The sequence below is a fragment of the Thermopolyspora sp. NPDC052614 genome (genome assembly GCF_040678635.1).
Taxonomy (GTDB): Bacteria; Actinomycetota; Actinomycetes; order Streptosporangiales; family Streptosporangiaceae; genus Thermopolyspora.
Map to the genome: position 1 here is coordinate 1 of NZ_JBFATZ010000036.1, position 21242 is coordinate 21242.

A 21242-nucleotide genomic window follows, 5' to 3' on the forward strand; every position below is an offset into this window, starting at 1 on the left:
GTGGTGGGGCGGGATGCGGTAGACGGACACGTGGGATGGCGACTCGGCGGTGAACTCGGTTCCGGACCAGTCCGCGTGCCTGGTTTCCAGCTCGAACCCGGCGAGCTGGGCCATGAGGTCGAGTTCGGCCGGCCAGATGTAGCGGTGCGGGCTGCGAAACAGCCGGGCCTGCCCGCTGTCGTCGAACCTGACGTGGTGGGATACGAGGTGCTGGTGGAGGACGTCGTAGGTGTCCACGCCGATGTAGCCGGGCTCGCAGTGCCAGACGGTGGCCTGCTGGCCCGGCGGAAGCGCGCGGAGTTCGGGCACCCCCAGCTCGATCACGAACCGGCCGCCGGGGGTCAGGTGGCGGGCGGCGTTGCGGAAGCACGCGACCTGCTCGGCCTGGGTGAGCAGGTTGGAGATGGTGTTGTACACGAGGTAGACGAGTGTGTACGTCCCCGGGGCGGTGGCGGTCGCCATGTCGCCGACGATCACCGGGATCGTCGCCTCGTCCACCTTGGTCCGCAGTCGGTCGATCATCGCCTGCGACAGTTCGATGCCGGCGACGGGCACCCCTCGTTCGGCGAGTGGTACGGCGACGCGGCCGGTGCCGATGGCGAACTCCAGCGCCGGTCCGCCGCCCGCGAGTTCGGCCAGGCGGTCCACGGTCGGTCCCAGGACCTCGGGCGCGAACATGCCGACGCCCGGGGTGTCATAGCTGTTGGCGGTTTCGGCGTTCCAGATGTCCTCCTGCCGCATACCACCGACCATGGCCGCCGGTCGTACGCGTTGTCCAACGGATTTCCGCCTCGCCGCGTCTCCAGCCACCGTCGGAAGAGGCCGATGCCCCACGACGGTCAGGCCGAGGCGTTCCTGACGCGGGTGAGGAAGGTGTGCCAGTCGTCTGGGGTGAAGGTGAGGGCGGGGCCGGTGGGGTTCTTACTGTCGCGTATCGCGACGACGCCGGGGAGATTAGTGGCAATCTCGACGCAATTGCCTTCGTTGCCGCCGCTGTGAGTGCTCTTACGCCACTTGGCTTCGGTCAGGTCCACTGTTCGAGCGCCTTCCTCATCATTGACAGGGATGCGGCCTGGGATAGGGCCAGCACACGTATGGCGTCCATCTGGCCAATCAAAGTCTCGACGCCGTCCGCCTCGGTGACAACCTCTCCTCGCCAGAGGGATTCGAGATATACGACATCCGGCTGGCCCCTGAAACTGGCGACAATGATGGAGCCGGTGAGTCCGGCGTGGGCGCCTATGTCGATTGGTACCAGTTGGATCGACACGCGGTCTCGGCCCTCGGCGCTTTCGATGAGGTGGGTGAGCTGGGCGCGCATCACCGCGCGGCCACCGATGGGCCGGTACAACACTCCTTCGTCGATGAAGGCCAGGAGAGTGGGCGGGTCTTGCCGGCTCAGAAGCTCCTGCCTGGTGATGCGGCGTTCGACGGCCTCCTCAAGTCGTTGTGCGTCCCAGCGCGGGTTGGTGGACCGCAGGACGGCACGGGCGTAATCGGGTATCTGGAGTAGCCCTGGGACCAGCACGGGCTCCCAGTTCTTGATGGTCCGTGCTTCGCGCTCGATCTCCAAATAGGGGCGAAACCAAGACGGATAAGCGTCCTTGCTGATCAATCCCCAGAGACGGGTCAGAGTATCCGTATTGAATACTTTGTCGCTTTTCTGGGCGAAGTCCCGGCTTGGGTGTCGCTTCGCGGTTTCGACGTGGCCAACGTACGACGTCGAGTAGCACGTGCGCTCTCCCAGTTCCCTCTGGGTCAGCCCCGCTTCCATGCGAAGTCTGCGCAGCTCGGATCCCCAGTAGGCGAGGATGCTGCCGGTGGGGTCAAGGGAGATGGGGGCGGGCATGACGACGTCCTTTCGACCGTGCTACCGAACCCGGGCGGATGCTACGGGGAATGTATTTTTGATTGCCGGGCGACAGTAGTCACCAAAGCATTACCGATCGTAGTCGCCATCCGCCATTCTCGCTGGCGAATAACAGGCACCAGCGGGTGCCACGCGAATCGCTTCGAGGGCGGTGATCGATGTACGGCCAGACGGAATGGAAATTCCTCCACTTGGTCCGGCTTGCCTGGGATTTGCGAGAGATCGGACGGGCCACGCTCGTGGAGCTTTCGTGCCAGGAAGACCCGGTCCTGCTCCTCCGCGGCGCGCATCACGTAGGGAGGATCATGGCGGTCGAGCACGGCGACCGGTGGGTGTTCACCTGGGGCCGCGGGCGTAAGCGGCAGGTGGCGGCTTACGCCGAGGACGCGGCGGAGCGGATCGCGGCGGTGATCCGGTGACGGCCCCCGGACGGATCGGCGAGGCGACGTTCCCCGGCAGACCCGAGTCCGTCGCCGACGCCCGCGCGTTCGTCCGCCGGGCGCTCATCGCGCGGTACGGAACCGTCCTGGAGGACGTTGTCCTGCTGGTCAGCGAGCTGCTCGGCAACGCGGTCCGGCACTCGGACTCGGGCCGGCTCCCCGGCGGCGTCGTGACGGTGACCCTGTCCGAGCCCGCCGACGGCGTGATCCGCGTCGAGGTGCGCGACGCCGGCTCGCCGAGGGCGGGGGAGTTGCGGGCGCAGCCCGACGTGGACGAGAACAGCGAGGGCGGACGCGGCCTCTATCTGGTGGACCTCCTTGCCGACAAGTGGGGCTCGCATCTCGATGATGACGGACTCGTGGTCTGGTTCGAGATCAGCTTTCCGCCCGACAAAGGCCGGCGTGGACTGCCGTAGCCAGATGGCGCGGCACGTACGGCGCTTCCCCGGGCGACGCGGCGGGCCATACCGCTGATCGCGGCCCATCGGATCAAGGCCTCGGCCGTGGCCGGTTGGCGCTCATAGTCCGCGTCTCCCGAACGGGAGCGCATCTACTGGTCGGCTTTCTTTCACCTTGCCAGGGTCTTGAAGGATGGAATGACCTTCTTCAGCGCCTCATAATCTCTGTCCGCGTGCACGAGGGTGGCGTTGTTGCGGATCGCTACGGCCGCGATCAGGCAGTCCATCAGCTTGCGGATTGTGTGACCACGGGCGCGTGCGACGCGATACAAGCGCGCCGCATGCTCGTAGTCGGTGTGATGGTCCACGGTGAGCAGTGGAAGCCCGCCGAACATCCGCTCCAGCTTGAGCAACTGGCCTTGGTCCCTGGCCCCGGCCAGGATCTCCATGGTTACCGGTTCGGTGGTGGCGACCGGCTCCTGATCGGCGATGAGCTGCCGAAGCCTGGCGTTCACCGGGGAGCCTGTCTTGTGGAGGAACTCTATCCACGCGGAGGAGTCGATCAGATACACGGAGCGACTTTATTCGTTCGCCGCCTGGTCATGGCCCCAGGTTGCGACCTTGCTCTCGCGCATCTGGTCGAGATCCCCCTCCCAGCCCGTCCCCTCAAGGTCGAGAATCGCCTCCGTGCTCAGCGGCTGGCCGACCAGACGTCTCAACGCGAGATCGACGGCCTCCTTCTTGGTCCTGAGTCCGTACTTCTTCATGGCGGCCTCAACCAACGTGTCGTCGATATCGATGTTGGTACGGCTCATACACCAACCATACACCTCAGAGGCGTATCACGCCGGAGCTCCCAGCCGATGGCGGCCCCGGCGCGGTATACAGGTCTGCGTGGAGCTTCGCCTTTCTCGGTCTTCCACCCGATCCAGCCGTTGACGCTGCTCCCCATCAGAATCGCGGCGGCGGACGACGAGTTGCAGACGAGGCCCTGCGCGGTCTCCAGATAGCCCGGCGAGGTGGCGGACTCACGATTCGACGGTCACCGGGATGAGCGCCCCAGTCGCCGTCACCGACCGGTCCGGCGAAGTGGAGGACGCCGTTGACGCGCAGTCGAAGGGGAGCCAGCTTGTCGAAGTAGCGGATCGGCTCTTCCTCTTTGACGCGGAAGAATCCGGTGCTCGTAGCGGGAGGATGGCACACTGTGACCATGCGGCCACCCCGAGCGAGATACTTCAACACCACCGGCCCGTGCGACCCCCGGCGTCACTACATGCTGCCGCCCGTGCAACGGCTGCCGCAGGCACGCGAGATCATCGAGATGGACCGCTACTTCGTTCTGCACGCGCCCCGGCAGACCGGCAAGACCACCATGCTGCGCACGCTGGCGTCCGAGCTCACCGCCGAGGGAGACATCGCCGCCCTGATGTTCTCCTGTGAGCGTGCCAAGGCGGCCGGTGACGACGTAGCCTGGGCGGAGTCGATTCTGCTGGAAGCCCTCCACCAAGCCGCCGAGTGGGCGGGATGGCCGGAGGAACTGCTGCCGCCCGATCCCTGGCCACAAGCTCCGCCGGGCACCCGGTTCGGCTCGGCGCTGACCAAATGGTGCCACCGCTGCCCCCGCCGGGTGGTGCTGTTCCTCGATGAGATCGACGCATTGCAGGGCAACAGCATGGTCAGCATCCTCAGCCAGCTCCGCGACGGTCACAACGCGCGGCCGGGGGATCGGCCGTTCCCCACGTCCGTGGTGCTATGCGGGTTGCGCGACCTGCGTGACTACAAGGTCGCCTCGGGCGGTGACCCCGGCCGGTCCAACCCGGCCAGCCCGTTCAACATCATCACCAAGTCGCTGCGTCTGGGTGACTTCACCGCCGACGAGATCACCGAGCTGTACGGCCAGCACACCCGGGCGACCGGCCAGGAGTTCGCCAAGGACGCGGTGGACCGGGTCTTCGAGCTGACTCAGGGACAACCATGGCTGGTCAACGCACTCGCCCATGAGATCACCTTCGAGATGGGGGTGACCGGCACCATCACCCGCGAACAGGTGGAGGACGCCAGGGAGCGGCTGATCCGGGCACGCGCCACCCACCTGGACGCCCTCGCGGCCCGGCTGCACGAGCCCCGGGTCAAGCGAGTGATCGAACCGATCGTGGCCGGCACGTCTCCGGGCCTGGACGTCGCCTTCGATGACGACGCCTCCTACGTCCACGATCTGGGCCTCATCCGAGGAACCGCAGACCTGCGGATCGCCAACCCGATCTATCAAGAAGTCCTGCTACGGGTCCTAGGCGATCGCACCGAGCGTTTCGTACGCGCCGACCCGCGCCTCTTCGTGCTGCCCGACGGCCGTTTTGACCTGCCGCGTCTGCTGGAAGAGTTCGTCGTGTTCTGGCGCGAGCACGGCGAGGTACTCATCCGGCAGGAGGGCTACCACGAGGCCGCCTGCCAGATCATCCTCATGGCCTTCCTGCACCGGCTGGTCAACGGCGGAGGCCACCTCGACCGTGAGTACGCCGCAGGCACCAAACGCCTGGACGTACTGGTCCGCTGGCCCTACACCGGCCCGGAGGGCGAGCGGCGAATACAGCGCGAGGCCATGGAGCTGAAGGTCTGGCGAGCGAACGAGAACGACCCGCTGCCCGACGGCCTCGCGCAGCTCGACCGATACCTGGACCGCCTCACCATCTCCACCGGCGTGCTCGTGATCTTCGACCGGCCCCCCGAAGCCCCACCCTGGAAGGAACGCGGCGCCTTCGAACAGGCGACCAGTCCGTCCGGGCGCCAGGTCACCGTTCTGCGCGTATAAGCGGCTACCTTGCCTTACTCCGGCTGCGCCTCGCTGCGGCCGAGCCTGAGCGTGCTGCCTCACATCGCGCGTGATGAGCAGGTGGTTGCGCTCGCGGGTGCCGTTTGGGGGCCGTCCAGGCGAGGGGCGACTGGCGCAGGATCCAGATGTGCGGATCCGCGGGGGTCGCGAACTCCGCCACCCATAGGCGCAGCAGCGGCCACTCCACTTCGTCGCGTCCGTCACCGTGAAGCCGGTACGAATGCCATCCTCCTCCGCACCAGCAGAGAACCGTCCTGACTCCACCCACGACGTTCCCGGTAGCCGATTTTAGGTTCTTTGGTAACCCGGGTCGTTCACTTTGTCGGCAACTCGACATTCATCGTGATATTCGGTCCGCAGCTAACCTCGGTTAGGTGGTCGACGGATCCGCGCTCGTAGATATGAGCGAATGGTGAGGCGGCCGCCCGACCATCTGATTTCGACATATTTCGGCAGAGATGAAGGTGTGGTCGTCAAGCGTGGTCCGGTGACGATGTTCATCGTTATCCTTGGTTCGATCCCAGCGGCCGAGATCGGATTACATCGCGGCGTCGTCGGCCCTGCTCGATACGCGACTCCATCTCGTGGGTCGATTCAGATAGGAGACGGTAGGGGTGCTTCGGGTCCGTGTGGTGACCGCATGAGACGCCGTAGGCCATTGGCCCTGTTGCTGCAGGTTTTGCTGGTCGTGGTGGCCAGCCTGCTGGGCATCGTCACCAATTACGCGACCAACGTCGAGAACGCGCCGCTCTATCTGAAGGTGCTGCAACAAGCGGCGGTACCCGGCATCGGGGTATTGATCGTCCTTCTGGTCGCCGGACACGTGGTGGCGTACCGGCTGGAGAGCCCGGCACCGCTGCGGCGCTCCTGGGACCCGGCCCGCGCGCCCTATCCGGGGCTGGACGCCTTCACCGAGGATGAGGCTGCGGTGTTCTTCGGCCGGGAGGCCCAGATCGCCGAGCTGGTACGCAGGCTGCATGCTTCGCCACTGCGGCCGTCGGATCGTTTCATCGCCTTGGTTGGCTCCTCGGGCAGCGGCAAGTCCTCGCTGGTACAGGCCGGGGTGGTACCTCGCCTGCGGGAGAGGCGATGGGCGGTACTCCGCACGATGACCCCGGGCACGAACCCGTTCGGTGCTCTGGCCCATGTGCTGGCCCAGAGCGATGGCGGTCAAAGCGACGCCGTGATCTCCAGACGGCTTCGCCGGTCAACGCAGGAGCTGGCGGCGTTGCTCGGGGAGATCCGCAGTAGGTCGGGACAGCGGTTCAGACGCATGCTGCTCGTGATCGACCAGTTCGAGGAACTGCTGACCCTGTCCGGGGAACGCGATCGGGCCATGTTCCTGGACGCGATCGCACACGCGGTGACCCACGACTCCCGGCTATGGGTGATCGGCACCGTGCGCATCGAATTCCTCGGCGAACTGCTGGAGACGACACAGGCCGAACTCTTTCAGAGTCCGGTGGCGATCGGCGCGATCGGACGGTCCCAACTGCTGCAGGTGATCCGGGGGCCGGGGGAACTGGTGAACATGACGTTCGCCCCAGGCCTGCCCGAGGTCATCGTGGACGAGGCCGGGAGCAGCGACGCACTGCCGCTGCTGGCCTACCTGCTCCAGGAGGCGTACATTGACGCCGGCCCCGGAACCATGGTCACGCAGGAGCGGTATCGGGCGCTCGGGGGCGTGGTCGGCGCACTCTCGCGTCAGGCGGACCAGGTGATGGCCGACCTGCGAGAGGAAATGGAGGCCGACGTCATCTTCGCCGTGCTGCTGAAGTTCGTCACCGTGGAAGGCCAGGAGGCCACTCGCCGCCGCGTCCCGCTGGCGGACCTCACCGAAGGCGAGCGACGTGTGGTGGACGCTTTCGTCGACGCCAGGCTTCTGGTCACCGGCGCCGACGACGGTCGGCCGTACGCGCAGGTGGCGCATGAGGCGCTCTTCCGGCAGTGGCCTCCGTTGCGTCAGCAGGTCGAGGCGCGGATCGAGCAGTTGCGCCGGCGCGCCGAACTGGAGCGGTGGGCGGTCGACTGGCAGCGGTCGGGCCGGAGCGGTGACTACTTGCTCACCGGAGAACGATTGGCCCTCGCGCAGCAGTGGCTGGCCGCGCTGGAAGAAGCCGCACAGGCGTCCGAGCCGGTCCGTGAACTGGTCGCGGCGTCCCTGCGCCGAGACCGGGCCTTCCTGCGTCGCGTGTCGGAGGGGATAGGCCGCTACGTGCTCGCCAACGCCGAGCGTTATCCGGAGTTATCAATTTTGCTGTCGCTGGCCGCGCTCGGCGAATGCGCCGCCACCCCGGCGGCCCAGCGTGCGTTGATGGCCGCCCTGGCGTTCAGCCATCTGCGCATGGTGCTGACCGGGCACACCGACACCGTCCGCAACCTCGCCTGGTCGCCGGACGGTGCCCGCATCGCGACCGCCTCCAGGGACGGCACGGCCCGGATCTTCGACGCCGCCACCGGATACTGCGAGCGTGTGCTGTCGGGACACGAGGCGATGGTGGAGATGGTCGCCTGGTCTCCGGACTCCGCCCGGGTGGCGACCGCATCCCGCGATCGCACCATCCGCCTGTGGGAGGTCTCCACCGGGCGGCAGGTGGGCAGGCTGACCGGCGCCACCGATGTCGTCCGCGGTGTCTCCTGGTCCCCGGACGGACGGCACGTCGCCGGTGTGTCGCGAGACCTTGTCGTACGCGTGTGGGATGCGGCGACCGGCGAACTGACCTCCGCCCTGCGGGGCCACCGTGACAACGTGCTCGGCATCGCCTGGTCGCCCGATGGCGCCAGACTCGCCACCGCATCCCACGATCGCACCGTGATCGTGTGGGATACCGTGAGCGGCACCTCCGCCATGGTGCTGAAAGGGCACGCCGACTTCGTCGAAGGGCTTGCCTGGGCTCCTGACGGGCAGAGTCTCGCCTCGTCCTCTGGAGACCACACCATTCGGATCTGGGACGCCTCAACGGGAGGGCAGCGTTTGCTCATCCGCGGCCACGCCGACCAGGTGTGGAACGTCGCATGGTCCCCTGACGGGCGTCGCATCGCCTCGGTGTCCACGGACCGCACGGCGCGGATCTTCGACACGGGCGACGCCAAACCGCTCGCCGTACTGCGTGGTCACGACGACACCGTGTGGGGCGTCACTTGGTCGCCGGACGGCTGCCGCATCGCCACCGGCTCCGAGGACGGCACCGCGCGGATCTGGGACGTACGGCCTCGCGGTGCCGAGGCGGTCCTGTTCGACGGGCACGAGCGGCAGGTCAACCAGGCCACGTGGTCACCGGATGACCGTTATGTCGCCACCGTCTCCGACGACCGGACGTTGCGGTTCTGGGCGGCCGGAGGTGGCACGGCCGCACCGCTCAACGTCGCCGAAGGCCGCCATTCGGATCGAATCAACGCGGTCGCCTGGTCGCCGGACGGATCCCGAGTGGTGACCGGTGCACAGAGCGGGACTGCCAGGACCTGGGGCGGTTTGCCCGACCTCATCCTGAATCATGAAGGTACACCCATCGAGGCCGTCACCTGGTCTCCGGACGGCTCCCGCATCGCCACCGGCGGCCACGACCGCATACTGCGAATCTGGGACGGCAACAGCGGGGCACTCCTCGGCATGCTAACCGGCCATCAGGACTGGGTGATCAGCATCGCCTGGTCACCCAGCGGACGCATGATCGCCACCACCTCCGATGACCGAACCTGCCGGATCTGGGACGTCGGCACCGGAGAGCAGTTGACGGTACTGCGCGGCCACGAGAATTGGGTGGACGACGTCTCCTGGTCGCCCGACGAGCGGTGTGTCGTCACTGGATCGGCCGACTGGACCGCTCGCGTCTGGGAGACCTCGAGCGGGCGGTCGGTGGGGACATTACGCGGCCATGAGGGCCGGGTGCGAGCCGTTGCCTGGTCACCCGACGGTCATCGGATCGCCACCGGCTCTGACGACCGGACCGTGCGCGTCTGGAACGCCGGGAACCGAGAGGAGATCATCGTGGCAGGAGTCCACCAGGACAAGGTGACCTCGCTCGCCTGGTCTTCGGACGGACAACGCCTGCTTACGGCGTCCTTTGACGGCACGGCCCGGATCTGGGCCGCCGTGCCCGACTTCGATCGCCTGCAAGCAGCGGCCCGCAACCGCGTCTTCCGGTCGCTCACCGAGGACGAGCGCCGAAGCCACCTCCTGCCCTCGAACCCTTGATCACATCAGCGCGTCGACTTCCCTGACATCGGTCTCCACGAGGTACTCCTTGGGATCGAGGCCCATGCTCTCGCGCTTGGGGGAGGCCCAGTACTGCGCGTTGCGCTCCGCGAAGCTCTCCGGTCCCGCATAGGACAGCGCCCAGACGAACTGGTTTCGCTTCCGGTCCAGCCAGGCCCCGTGGATCTCGAAGCCGAACTCCAACCGCAGCGGCACGATCAGCTCCCGCCACTTATCGGCCCACTCGTCCAGCAACCCTTCACGTACCGTGTATACGCGAAGCTGCGTCGTCTTTCGCATCCTGTACCTCGCTCCCAGGCATCCGGTCATCAAGGCGTGACGTGGAATGGTCTTGTTCTGTTCGTCCGAGCCGAGAGTAATCTTGGCAGAGCATTTGCCTCGGGTGGGTCGCCGAGCGGGGACGGGCGTCGCACCAGCTCGGGCTGTGACACCGCTCACCGCATCCCTCTCCAGCAGGCACTACTGAACTGGGATCCTCGCGGCCAAGAGCTATGTGGCCTTCTTCTCGAATTTGAACGAGGCGACTATGGAGTACAGATCTTCGCGATAGCGAACCGGAACATTGCTTGCTTTGATCATCAACTCGTGTTTGGGAATCCACCGGCTGGACGCGGTGGTAGTCTGCGCTATCGCAGATTGATTGGCAGACACGGTGCTCTGCTCCTCCCTCTTTTCCGACCCACCGTCGTATCGCCCTGGCGCGATTTCGGTGGCGATGGACGATTTCGTAAGTGCCTTCCGCGCGGCGCTTGTACGGCAATTACGTTGTCTCACCCGGGAGGGGAAGGTGTAGTGCGCGGTGGTGCTGAGCATGACCTCGCCCTTGCCCGCCGTGCCGGGGCGGTAGCGTCCGGAGCCCCGCGCCGCAGGAGGTGGGGCGTCGCTACTCGGCATCGCTTGGCCCGTCGCAATCAGACCCTTTGGCGGGTCGGACGCGAGGCTGGAGAGGTTCGCCATACCTGGGTTGGAGATCGGGTGCGGGTGACTATTCACCTCGCGTCCTCGCATAGGGCTTTGCGCGGCGGGACGGGCATGGTCGCCTCCATGAGAAGATCTTCGGGTGACTCCGGCCGAGAACGAGCAACCGTCGTACGGCGAGCTCGTGACGCTGGTCGAGACACTGACCGCGCGTTTGGACTCGCTAGAGGAAGAAAACGCGCGGCTCGAAACGGAGATCGGTGAGCTGCGTGAGGAGAATGCGCAGCTGCGGCGGCAGTTGGGGCGTAACTCGCGGAACTCCTCGCAGCCGCCGTCGGCGGATGGGCTGGCCAAGCCGCCGCCCCGGTCGATGCGAGGCAGCAGCGGACGCAAGGCGGGCAAGCAACCCGGAACGCCGGGGACGGCGTTGATGCAGGTGGCGAACCCGGCACGGCGGGTGCCCCATGTCCCGGCCTCGTGCCAGGGGTGCGCAAGCGACCTGGCCGGCGCGGCTGGGGTGGGTGAGCCGGTGATCCGGCAGGTCTTCGACATCCCCGAGGTGGGCGTGGAGGTCACCGCGCATGAGTTGTACGCGGTGACCTGTGGCGGCTGTGGAACGCTCACCCGCGCCGCGGCCCCGGCGTTCGCCACCGGCCCGGCGGTGTACGGGCCACGGGTGTCGGCCCTGGCCGCTTATCTGTCGGCCCAGCACCACATCCCGGTCGGCCGGATCGCCGAGATCCTCGCCGATGTGGCCGGGATCGAGGTGTCCAGCGGATGGATCAGTGCCGCGGTCGCCAGGATGGCCGCCACGCTGGGCCCGGTCAACACCGCCATCGGCGATGCCATCGCCGGCGCGGCCGTGGCGCACTTCGACGAGGGCGTCACCCGCGTGAACGGCAAGAACCACCGGCTGCACGTGGCCGCGACCGCCACGCTGACCGCCTACCACATCGACGAGCACGGGCGCGGCACCGACTCGATCACCGCGTTCGGGATCCTGCCCCGCTTCACCGGCGTGGCCGTCCACGACGCCTACCGCTCCTGCCAGGCGTTCGAGGACTGCACGCATGCCTTGTGCAACGCGCACATCGTGCGCGAGGCCACCGGGATCGGCGAGTACGACGCCGCCGCCCGCGCCGATGGCTGGGCTGAGGCGCTGGTCCTGCTGCTGGGCGATGGCCATCGGTGGGTGGCGGCGTGGCGGGACAAAGGACACGTCCGGCTGCCGGGCTTCAAACTCGACGACCTGCGGCAGCGCTTCGATGACCTGGTGGAACGAGCGCTGGGCGCCCACCCGCCACGCGGTTCGGGCAGACAGAGCCCGGCCCGGAACCTGGCGCTGCGATTGCGTGACCGAAAAGACGAGATCCTGCGGTTCGCCACCGACTTCACCGTGGCGTTCTCCAACAATCGCGCGGAGCAGGACATCCGCATGATCAAGGCCAAGACCAAGGTCAGCGGGGGTTTCCGAACGCTTGGAGGCGCCCAGGCTTTCCTCGCCATCCGCGGCTACATCTCCACCGTACGCAAGAACGGCCTGCGCGCCGCCCCGTCCCTTTACGACGCGCTGCTCGGCAACCCCTGGATGCCCGCCCTCACGAACTGACGTGAATAGTCACCGGGTGCGGTTGGGGAGTTATCGATTATCGACAGGTGAGAACTGCGTGGGCGAGGAGCTTCATGACGACGATGAAGGCGCGTGACCTGATCGAGGCGGCCGCCAAGGACGTCTACGTCGTGCCCAATCCCTTTCTCGATCTGCTGGAGGATGGCCGCGTCCCCCGTGACCGGCTGGCGTGGCTGGCGGGCGAGCAGCAGTGGATTCTCAAGAGCGACCAGCGCAGTTTCGCCCTGCTGGCGGCCCGTTTCCCCGAGTCGCTGGCGGGTGAGATGTTCCTGTCGCTCAGCGGCGGTGAGATCGAGGCGCAGCGCCTTCTGATCGCGTACGGCGACGCCGTTGGTGCCGACGAGGCGTACTTGCAGCGGTACGAGCCCCGTCCCATGGCCCAGACCTACCCGGCGTTCGTGACCTGGAGCGCCGTCAACGGCACCCTGAGCGGCATCACCCTGGCCATGATCGCCAACCTGGGGATCTGGGGCGCCTACTGCGCCCGCACCGCCGACGCCCTGGTCTCCCGCTACGACCTGTCCGAGGACGCGGTGGCGTTCTTTCGCTACTTCAGCGAGGCACCACCGGGCTTTCAAAAACAGGCGACCGCCGCGGTGCAGGCCGGGCTCGACGCGGGGGAGGACCCGGCGATGGCGCTGCGCATGGCCCGCGCGATGCAGGCGTACGAGATGGCCTTCTGGCATTCGCTGGCCGAGGATCTCTGACCTGCCGGAGACCTATTCAGCGGCGAAGCCGCAGGGAGGCCGGCGAGTGACGGGCCCAGCGTGACGTCGACCACGGGTGGTCTGGTTCGAGATCGGCCGCCCCGACGCTGCGACGAGATGTGACCAGGGGCCTTTACCGTGGTGGCCCCGTCAGCATTGCGCGAAACGCACTACTGGTCGGCGCCGGTTCCCTCCCCAGCCGCAATCTTCGCATCCGTAGCGGAGGTCACTGCCCGAGGATCTCTACAGCAGTGGACACCAAGAGGTGTAGCTTTTTCACCGGCGAGGGAGTCGAAGGGGTGGTGGCGGCGAAGCGCACGATTATCGGTAATCGGTATGAGTTGGACGCCTTACCGCTAGGCCAGGGCGGCATGGGGGAGGTCTACTCCGGTTACGACAAGAAGTTGGACCGCAAGGTTGCGGTGAAGCTCATTCGTTTCCCCTACGGGCAGCACGACGAGGTGCTGGTGAAGCGCTTCCTGCACGAGGCTCGCATTATGGCCAAGCTGGAGCATCCTGGCACACCAGCCATTCACGACGCCGACGTCTTCGAGGACCCGCGGTTCGGCCCCCGGCCGTACATGGTGATGCAGTACGTGGACGGCATCACCTTGCAGCACGTCGTGGACGAGCAGGAAGCGCTGCCGGTCAACTGGGCCGCGGCGATCGGGGCGCAGGTCGCCGCCATCCTGAGCGCCGCCCACGACCGCGGGATCTTCCACCGTGACCTCAAACCTTCGAACATCATGATCACGAGCGAGGGTGTGGTCAAGGTGCTGGACTTCGGCTTGGCGATGTTCCACGAACCGGAGTGGACCAAGCTGACCAGCACGGGAACCATGCTGGGCACCCCGTCCTACATGTCGCCAGAGCAGGCCAGGGGTGCCACGGTGGGCCCCCAGAGCGACCTGTACTCCCTCGGGCTCATCCTGCACGAGATGCTCACGGGCCGGCGCGTGTTCGACGGGACGACCCACTTCGCGATTTTGGAGCGGCAGGTCAGGGAGTTGCCGCCACCGATCCGCGCCACCCGGGCCGAGGTGCCCGCGGAACTGGAACGCCTGGTGCTCCGAATGCTGGAGAAACGAGCGGAGGACCGCCCGGCCAAGGCGCAGGACGTCCACCACGCACTCCTTCCGTTCGCGCGTGGCCTGTCCACTCTCATCGGCGTCGTCGCCCCTGAACCCAGCGCCATCCGTATGTACGCCGAAGTGGTCGGCCGTATAGAGGCCGAAGGCACGGCCGCGAACCCTGTCGTCGGCAGTGACGATGAGGAGAGCGCGGGCCGCGCCGGATATCCCGACGCCATTTGGACAGGACCTGAGCCCACGGACCCCGGCATTGCCGACTTCAGCCTCGGCGACATCGCCCGTGCCCGGAACGAGGCCAGGGAACTGGCCGAGGACTCGCGCTATGGGCAGGCCGTCGAGGTGCTCGATGCCGTCATGGCCCCGGCGAGCAAAGTGCTCGGACCACTCGACCACCGAGTGCTGGACCTGCGCCTGCACCGCGCGGAAGTGCTCTTCGAAGGCGGCGACTACCACCGGGCCGCGCCCGAATTCCACCGCCTGCACGACGACCTGGCGCGGAAACTCGCCCCCGACGACGAGCACGTCCTCTACTGTCGCAAGCAGGAGGCGACCTGCCTGGCGCTCATGGGGGAGACGGGCCAAGCACTGACCATGTTGACCAGCCTGCTGAGCGACGAGGAGCGCGTCCATGGGCGCGACGACGACCGCGCGCTGGAACTGCGCCGTCAGATCGGTCTCCTGCAACTCGGCGCAGGAGACACCGACCGGGCCCGCGGCACGTTGTCCGCACTGCTGGATGATCTCGCCCGGCTGTACGGACAGGACCACTTCAGCACGCGCAGGGTTCGGGAGAGCCTCCTGCGGCTGTCCATGTGACACGCGAAGTCCTCTTCCGAAATCGAATTGTTGTGAGCGGCGTACACATTGATCGCTTGTGTGGGCCGAAACGGCTCCTGTAGCGTCGCCTACCCGGAGGCGTCGCGCGGGCCCTTTTGATTGGAGTGAATGAGCGATGTCGGGCGTCAAGCTGGAGGATCTCACTCCCGGCGCCGTCGTCGCCGGGGTGATCCCTCACGGCGAGGTGTCCGTCGTCGCGGTCAAGTGGCACGGATCCAACGCCGTCAACCTCACCTACCGCGCCGACCACGGCCTGGGCGAACAGGTGCTCTACCGCGATCATGAGCCCCGGCTGCGCATCAAGCGGGCGTCGGCCGCCTACGCCTTCGACGGCGACGGCACGCTGTTCAAGCTCGCCGCCGAGGCGCTGCGCATTCGGATGGCCGCCCGCTTCGACCCGATGCTCGCGGTGACCACCAGCGACCTCGAACCGTTGCCGCACCAGATCCAGGCCGTCTACGGCGAACTGCTCGACCGCAGCCCGCTGCGGTTCGTCCTCGCCGACGACCCCGGCGCAGGCAAGACGATCATGGCCGGTCTCTACATCAAGGAGCTCATGCTCCGAGGCGACCTGGAACGTTGCATGATCGTCGCGCCAGGCGGCCTGGTCGAGCAGTGGCAGGAGGAACTGCTGGAGAAGTTCGGCCTCCGGTTCGAGTTGCTCACCCGCCAACTCATCGATGCCCAGGTGGACCAGAACGTCTTCCGGACGCACCCGCTGCTGATCGCCCGGATGGACCAGCTCTCCCGCAACGACGACCTTCAGCAGCAGCTCAAACGCAGCGACTGGGACCTGGTCGTGGTCGACGAGGCCCACCGGATGTCCGCCCGCCACTTCGGCGACGAGCTGAAGAAAACCAAGCGCTACCAGCTCGGCGAGCTGCTCGGCAGGCACACCCGCCACCTGTTGCTGATGACCGCCACCCCGCACGCCGGCAGCGAGGCCGACTTCCAGCTCTTCATGGCCCTGCTCGACTCCGACCGCTTCGAGGGCAGATACCGCGAGGGCATCAGCTCCGCCGACACCGACGGCCTCATGCGCCGCATGATCAAGGAGGATCTGCTCACCTTCGAGGGCAAGCCCCTCTTCCCCGAGCGCCGCGCCTACACCGTCCCCTACGAGCTGTCCGGCCCCGAGCGGGAGCTGTACGAGGTCGTCACCGAATACGTCCGCGAGCAGATGGGCAAGGCCCAGCAACTCGCCGCCCAGGGCGAGGGCCGCCGCGGCAACACGGTCGGTTTCGCCCTCACCGTGCTCCAGCGCCGCCTCGCCTCCAGCCCTGAGGCGATCCTGCGATCGCTCGAACGCCGCCACAAACGGCTCCAGCGGCTCCGCCACGAGCTGGTCACCGGCACCGGCAGCCGCGTGGAGGCCCCGCTCAAGCTCCGCCTCGCGGGCATCCTCGGCAAGGACGTCGAAGAGATCGACGCCGAACTCGACGACATGCCCAGTGCGGAGATTGAGGATTTGGAGGACGACGTCGTCGATTCGGCGACCACCGCGCAGACGATCGCCGAGCTGGACAAGGAAATCGCCATCCTCGTCGACCTGGTCGAGGTGGCCCGCCGGGTGCGGAACTCCGGCACCGACAAGAAGTGGACCGAACTGTCCGAGCTGCTGCAGGGCAACACCCTGATCCGGGACGACGACGGCGGCCCGCGCAAGCTCATCATCTTCACCGAGCACAAGGACACCCTCGAATACCTGACCGAGCGCATCCGCGGGCTCATCGGCCGCGAGGAGGCCGTCGTCGCCATCCACGGCGGCGTCCCCCGCGACCAGCGGCGGCGCATCAAAGAGGTCTTCGCCCAGGACAAGCAGTGTCGCGTCCTCGTCGCCACCGACGCGGCGGGGGAGGGCCTCAACCTCCAGCAGGCCCACCTCATGGTCAACTACGACCTGCCGTGGAACCCTAACCGGATCGAACAGCGCTTCGGCCGCATCCACCGCATCGGCCAGACAGAGGTCTGCCACCTGTGGAACCTCGTCGCCCTCGACACCCGTGAAGGCGCCGTCTTCATCCGCCTCCTGGACAAGATCGAACAGCAGCGGAAGGCGTACCGGGGAAAGGTCTTCGACGTCCTGGGCGAGGCGTTCGCCGGGCGCCCGCTGCGAAGCCTCCTCATGGAGGCCATCCAGTACGGCGACCGCCCCGAGGTCCGCGACCGCCTCAACCAGGTCATCGACGCCTCCGTCGGCGAGGGCCTGGACAAGCTCATGGCCGAACGCGCCCTCGCCCACCAGCGACTTGAGGACGCCGACGTCGCCCAATGGCGGCTCCGCATGGAGGAGGCCCGAGCCCGCCGGTTGCAGCCGCACTACGTGAAGGCGTTCTTCCTGGCGGCCTTCAAACTGCTCGGCGGACGTATCGCCGAGCGGGAGACGGGCCGGTACGAGATCACCAACGTGCCCGGCGTCCTGATCGAACACGACCGGCAGATCAGAGTCGGCGTCCCGGTGCTGCGCCGCTACGAGCGCGTGACGTTCGAACGCGAACGCGTGCGCCTCCATGGCCGCCCCCAAGCACATCTCCTCGCTCCCGGGCACCCGCTGCTCGACGCGGTCGTCTCTCTGATCATCGAGAGGTACGGCACGCAGCTCAAGCAGGGCGCGATCCTGATCGACCGCCGCGACCCGTCCGAGAACCCGCACCTGCTGGTGGCCATCGCTCAGGAGATCACCGACGGCCGCGACCAGGTGATCAGCAAGCGCTTCGACTTCGTTGAGATCGGCCAGAATGAGACCCGGACGGCGGGCGTGGCCCCCTACCTCAACTACGCGCCCGCATCGGAGGAGGAACGGCGGCTCGTTGCCGGGCTGCCCGGCGAAGCCTGGCTTGACCGGGGCGTGGAGGACATCGCCGTCGAGTGGGCGATCGAGAACGGTCTCGCTTCGTTCCTGGAGGAGCTCCGAGCCCGACTGTCCGCGCAGACCGCCCGCATCCGGACCCTGGTCAAGCAGCGCCTGTTGCAGGAGATCAACTACTGGGACGCGCGGTACGTCGAACTGCTGGAGGCCGAGCAGTCGGGCAAGACACTGAAGATCCGGCCGGAGACCGCGCACCGGCGAGCACGCGACCTTGAGTCGCGGCTGGACCGCCGAATGGCCGAACTGGAACGCGCGGAACTGCTCCAGGTCCGCCCGCCTGTCGTGGCCGGGGCCGCTCTGGTCGTCCCACAAGGATTGCTGGACCGACTCGCCGGACGACGGGACGGCCCGGCGGACTCGTATGCCAAGCAGACCGCCGAGGTAGAGCGCCGGGCGGTGGATTTGGTCATGGCCGAGGAACGGCGGCTGGGCCGGCTTCCGGAGGAGATGGCCCACAACAACCCGGGCTACGACATCCGGTCCCGGACGCTCGACGACCACTGGGTCTTCATCGAGGTGAAGGGCCGTGTACTCGGAGCGACCGACTTCCGTGTCACACGTACGGAAGTGCTGACCGGCAAGAACTCCGGACACAACTTCCGACTCGCCCTGGTAACTGTTCACTCAGACGGACCGCAGCACGACGAAGTCAGATATATCGTTGATCCTTTCGCCTGGGTCGATTTCGGCGACTTCGCCGCCACGGAATTACAGGGCGACTGGAATAAGGAATGGGCTCGTGGAGGAGCGCCGGTATGAGCAGCGGTATGGGCACAGGTTCGAATGCCGGGCCGACCGGTTACCGGCGCAAGCTGATCGAGGTGGCACTACCACTCGAGGAGATTAACAAGCAGTCGGCTCGTGAGAAGTCGATTCGTCAGGGTCATCCCTCCACGCTCCATCTCTGGTGGGCCCGCCGCCCGCTGGCGGCCTGCAGAGCAGTTCTCTTCGCCCAGCTTGTTGATGATCCCTCGTCGCGGCCTGAGGAATTCCCGACCGAAGAGGATCAAGCTCTCGAACGAAAGCGTCTATTCGGTATCATCGAGAACCTTGTCAATTGGGACAACATCAATGACAAGGCTCTCTACGAAGAGGCTCGCAAGGAGATTCAGAAGTCCTGCAATGGAGACCTTCCGCCGATTCTGGACCCATTCGCTGGTGGCGGCTCGATACCACTTGAGGCCCAGCGGTTGGGTCTGGAGGCACATGCGTCGGACCTGAACCCTGTCGCAGTATTGATTAACAAGGCACTCATTGAGACCCCGGCCAAGTGGGCGGGAAAGCCGCCAGTCTTTCCTGGGGCGGCTGATTCTCGAATGGGCAACTGGCAGGGGACGACGGGACTGGCCGAGGACGTGCGTCGCTACGGAAAGTGGATGCGCGACGAGGCCGAAAGGCGTATCGGGAATCTTTACCCAAAGGTCAAACTTGAGGACGGCACAGAGGCTGATGTCATTGCCTGGATTTGGGCACGAACAATTACTTGTCCGAGTCCGGCCTGCGGTGGCACAATGCCATTGGTGCGCTCTTTCTGGTTGGGCACCAAAAAGGGGAAGGAGCGTTACGTATTTCCCGTTGTCGAGGGCGGGAAGGTGCGCTTTGAGATTCGCGGCCCGCAGGGGTCTCCACCAGACGGCACCGTCAACAGAGGGCGCGCCACGTGCTTGATCTGCAACTCCCCTGTGCAGGCGGATTACATTCAGCAAGAAGGCAAAGCTGGACGCATGCGGGCTCAGCTAATGGCGATTGCGGCCGAAGGGCCTCGAATGCGCTATTATGTTGCTCCGACTGAAGCGCATGTACGGGCTGCGGAAGTTGCGCGTCCAGGGGATATTCCAGAGGGGGATCTCGTTGAGGATCCAAGGAATATCTGGTGTGTAAATTATGGACTCGATACCTTCGATAAGTTGTTCACTGATCGACAGTTGGTTGCGCTTGCAACATTTAGTGACCTCGTTTCTGAGGTCAGGAATATGATCTCTCGTGAAGTGGTCTCTATTGGGCATGAGGCTACTCGTGAGGGCTATGCGGATGCGGTCGCGATGTACCTTGCCTTGGCGGTCAGTAGACTATCCGACTATTCATCCACCCTTGCCACGTGGTCGAGTAACAAGCAGAACGAGCTTTTGCGAGGAACCTTTGCGCGCCAGGCGCTTCCCATGACCTGGGACTATGGCGAGGCAAATGTCTTTGGCTTGTCATCGGGGACGCTGGATATAGTTATCTCGGCCATAGCGAAGAGCATCGAACTACTCCCTTATGATCGAGTTGGTGTTGTGGATCAGCATGATGCCATGCTTCGCCGGTATGACGGTATGGTGGTCTCGACCGACCCGCCGTATTATGACAATATTTGTTATGCAGATCTCTCGGATTTCTTTTATGTCTGGCTTCGGCGTTCGCTGCGCGACGTCTTCCCGACCCTGTTCGGCACACTGCTGACACCTAAGAATGATGAGTTGGTTGCCAGTGCCTACAGGCATGGCGGAAAGGAAGAAGCCAACCACTTCTTCGAAGATGGATTTCAGCGCGTTTTTGAACATGTAAGGCAAGGGATCTCTGAAGCATACCCCATGACGGTGTTTTATGCTTTCAAGCAGTCAGAAAGTGATGCTAGGGGGCAGGCTTCGACAGGTTGGGAGACCTTCCTAGAGGGCATGATTAGGTCCGGTTGGGCAATCACTGCAACATGGCCGATCCGAACTGAGAGGACTGGCCGGACAATTAGTGTTGGCACAAACGCTCTCGCATCTTCAGTGGTGCTTTCCTGTCGACCGCGGGCCGAAGAAGCAGACACGATCGATCGCCGAGGCCTGATCAACACTCTCAAATCAGAGCTACCTAGTGCACTCCGTGACCTTCAGCAGGGAGGGATTGCCCCTGTAGACCTGGCGCAGGCGGCCATCGGGCCTGGGATGGCCGTTTTTTCCCGCTACCGCAAAGTGATCGAGCCGGATGGGTCTCCAATGCGGGTACGGGCTGCCCTCGTGTTGATCAACCAAATCCTTGCGGAGGTGCTTTCGGAGCAGGAGGGGGACTTCGATCCGGACACCCGATTCTGCATCAAGTGGTTTGAGACGCATGGCTTTGATGACGGAAAATTTGGAGACGCCGAAACTGTTGCCAAGGCGATGGATATATCGGTCGCTGGGCTTGCTCGGGCAGGGGTACTCAAGGCCCGTGCGGGTATCGTGCAACTTATCAACCCTGCAGAGCTACCTGAAGAGTACGATCCTTTGAGCGACGCCCGGATTTCGGTCTGGGAGGTAGTCATGCATCTGGCTAAGCGACTTGATGAGAAAGGCATTGAGGACGCTGGACAGTTGATGGCAGCCGCCAAGAGCCGGATCGACTTGGATACTGCCAAGGAACTTGCTTACTTGCTGTTCTCGATCTGTGAGAAGCGTAATTGGCCCAAGACTGCGCTACTGTTCAA

The 21242-nt window shown here is 65.5% G+C and carries 15 protein-coding genes; 8 read left to right on the plus strand and 7 right to left on the minus strand.

What is annotated here, in order from left to right; genetic code table 11:
• The 3 genes from AB0K60_RS37205 to AB0K60_RS37215 form a co-directional block, all read right to left on the minus strand.
• On the minus strand, positions 1 to 741 hold a 741-nt coding region (locus tag AB0K60_RS37205), incomplete at its 3' end, for a class I SAM-dependent methyltransferase (RefSeq protein WP_364066399.1).
• Between the two features lie 98 nt (positions 742 to 839).
• A complete protein-coding gene (locus AB0K60_RS37210) occupies positions 840 to 1034 on the minus strand; it encodes a DUF397 domain-containing protein (RefSeq protein ID WP_364066401.1) in 195 nt (64 codons plus the stop codon).
• The gene (locus tag AB0K60_RS37215) at positions 1025 to 1849 is read right to left on the minus strand and encodes a helix-turn-helix transcriptional regulator (RefSeq protein ID WP_364066404.1); all 825 of its coding nucleotides are present in this window, start codon (positions 1847 to 1849) and stop codon (positions 1025 to 1027) included. Before AB0K60_RS37215 ends, AB0K60_RS37210 begins: the two co-directional genes overlap by 10 nt.
• A 436-nt stretch (positions 1850 to 2285) precedes the next feature.
• Between AB0K60_RS37215 and AB0K60_RS37220 the strand changes: the two genes are divergently transcribed.
• Positions 2286 to 2726, plus strand: coding sequence for an ATP-binding protein (locus AB0K60_RS37220; RefSeq protein ID WP_364066407.1), 441 nt, complete (start codon positions 2286 to 2288; stop codon positions 2724 to 2726).
• Between the two features lie 152 nt (positions 2727 to 2878).
• Here AB0K60_RS37220 and AB0K60_RS37225 read toward each other — a convergent pair whose 3' ends face one another.
• Positions 2879 to 3280 carry a PIN domain nuclease gene (locus AB0K60_RS37225; protein ID WP_364066410.1) on the minus strand — a complete coding sequence of 134 codons (402 nt, stop codon included), beginning with the start codon at positions 3278 to 3280 and terminating at the stop codon, positions 2879 to 2881.
• A 9-nt stretch (positions 3281 to 3289) separates the two neighbouring features.
• On the minus strand, positions 3290 to 3523 hold the full coding sequence (locus AB0K60_RS37230) for a type II toxin-antitoxin system VapB family antitoxin (RefSeq protein WP_364066413.1): 234 nt from the start codon (positions 3521 to 3523) through the stop codon (positions 3290 to 3292).
• Between the two features lie 395 nt (positions 3524 to 3918).
• Here AB0K60_RS37230 and AB0K60_RS37235 point away from each other — a divergent pair, with 395 nt between their 5' ends.
• Positions 3919 to 5517: an ATP-binding protein gene (locus tag AB0K60_RS37235; protein ID WP_364066416.1), complete on the plus strand. Its 1599-nt coding sequence runs from the start codon at positions 3919 to 3921 to the stop codon at positions 5515 to 5517.
• Between the two features lie 661 nt (positions 5518 to 6178).
• Positions 6179 to 9733, plus strand: coding sequence for a WD40 repeat domain-containing protein (locus AB0K60_RS37240; protein WP_364066419.1), 3555 nt, complete (start codon positions 6179 to 6181; stop codon positions 9731 to 9733).
• On the opposite strand, the gene AB0K60_RS37245 is transcribed toward AB0K60_RS37240, so the two are convergent.
• On the minus strand, positions 9734 to 10033 hold the full coding sequence (locus AB0K60_RS37245) for an NIPSNAP family protein (protein ID WP_364066421.1): 300 nt from the start codon (positions 10031 to 10033) through the stop codon (positions 9734 to 9736).
• Positions 10034 to 10243: 210 nt separating this feature from the next.
• Complete coding sequence (locus tag AB0K60_RS37250; protein WP_364066424.1) at positions 10244 to 10567, minus strand: hypothetical protein; 324 nt, start codon at positions 10565 to 10567, stop codon at positions 10244 to 10246.
• A gap of 247 nt (positions 10568 to 10814) precedes the next feature.
• Between AB0K60_RS37250 and AB0K60_RS37255 the strand changes: the two genes are divergently transcribed.
• The 5 genes from AB0K60_RS37255 to AB0K60_RS37275 all read left to right on the plus strand — a co-directional run.
• On the plus strand, positions 10815 to 12281 hold the full coding sequence (locus AB0K60_RS37255) for an IS66 family transposase (RefSeq protein WP_364066426.1): 1467 nt from the start codon (positions 10815 to 10817) through the stop codon (positions 12279 to 12281).
• 74 nt (positions 12282 to 12355) lie between these two features.
• On the plus strand, positions 12356 to 13009 hold the full coding sequence (locus tag AB0K60_RS37260; RefSeq protein WP_364066429.1) for a hypothetical protein: 654 nt from the start codon (positions 12356 to 12358) through the stop codon (positions 13007 to 13009).
• Positions 13010 to 13260: 251 nt separating this feature from the next.
• Positions 13261 to 14916: a serine/threonine-protein kinase gene (locus AB0K60_RS37265; RefSeq protein WP_364066432.1), complete on the plus strand. Its 1656-nt coding sequence runs from the start codon at positions 13261 to 13263 to the stop codon at positions 14914 to 14916.
• 136 nt (positions 14917 to 15052) lie between these two features.
• Positions 15053 to 18565: a helicase-related protein gene (locus AB0K60_RS37270; RefSeq protein WP_364066434.1), complete on the plus strand. Its 3513-nt coding sequence runs from the start codon at positions 15053 to 15055 to the stop codon at positions 18563 to 18565.
• Positions 18562 to 21242, plus strand: a 2681-nt coding sequence (locus tag AB0K60_RS37275) for a DUF1156 domain-containing protein (protein ID WP_364066436.1), incomplete at its 3' end; no start/stop codon positions are given. The genes AB0K60_RS37270 and AB0K60_RS37275, both read left to right, overlap by 4 nt.

Bases quoted from the DNA above. Each gene is read 5' to 3' on its own strand.
- AB0K60_RS37215 (WP_364066404.1), bottom strand. From the start codon at position 1,849: ATGCCCGCCCCCATCTCCCTTGACCCCACCGGCAGCATCCTCGCCTAC.
- AB0K60_RS37230 (WP_364066413.1), bottom strand. From the start codon at position 3,523: ATGAGCCGTACCAACATCGATATCGACGACACGTTGGTTGAGGCCGCC.
- AB0K60_RS37235 (WP_364066416.1), top strand. From the start codon at position 3,919: ATGCGGCCACCCCGAGCGAGATACTTCAACACCACCGGCCCGTGCGAC.
- AB0K60_RS37240 (WP_364066419.1), top strand. From the start codon at position 6,179: ATGAGACGCCGTAGGCCATTGGCCCTGTTGCTGCAGGTTTTGCTGGTC.
- AB0K60_RS37245 (WP_364066421.1), bottom strand. From the start codon at position 10,033: ATGCGAAAGACGACGCAGCTTCGCGTATACACGGTACGTGAAGGGTTG.
- AB0K60_RS37250 (WP_364066424.1), bottom strand. From the start codon at position 10,567: ATGCTCAGCACCACCGCGCACTACACCTTCCCCTCCCGGGTGAGACAA.
- AB0K60_RS37260 (WP_364066429.1), top strand. From the start codon at position 12,356: ATGACGACGATGAAGGCGCGTGACCTGATCGAGGCGGCCGCCAAGGAC.
- AB0K60_RS37270 (WP_364066434.1), top strand. From the start codon at position 15,053: ATGTCGGGCGTCAAGCTGGAGGATCTCACTCCCGGCGCCGTCGTCGCC.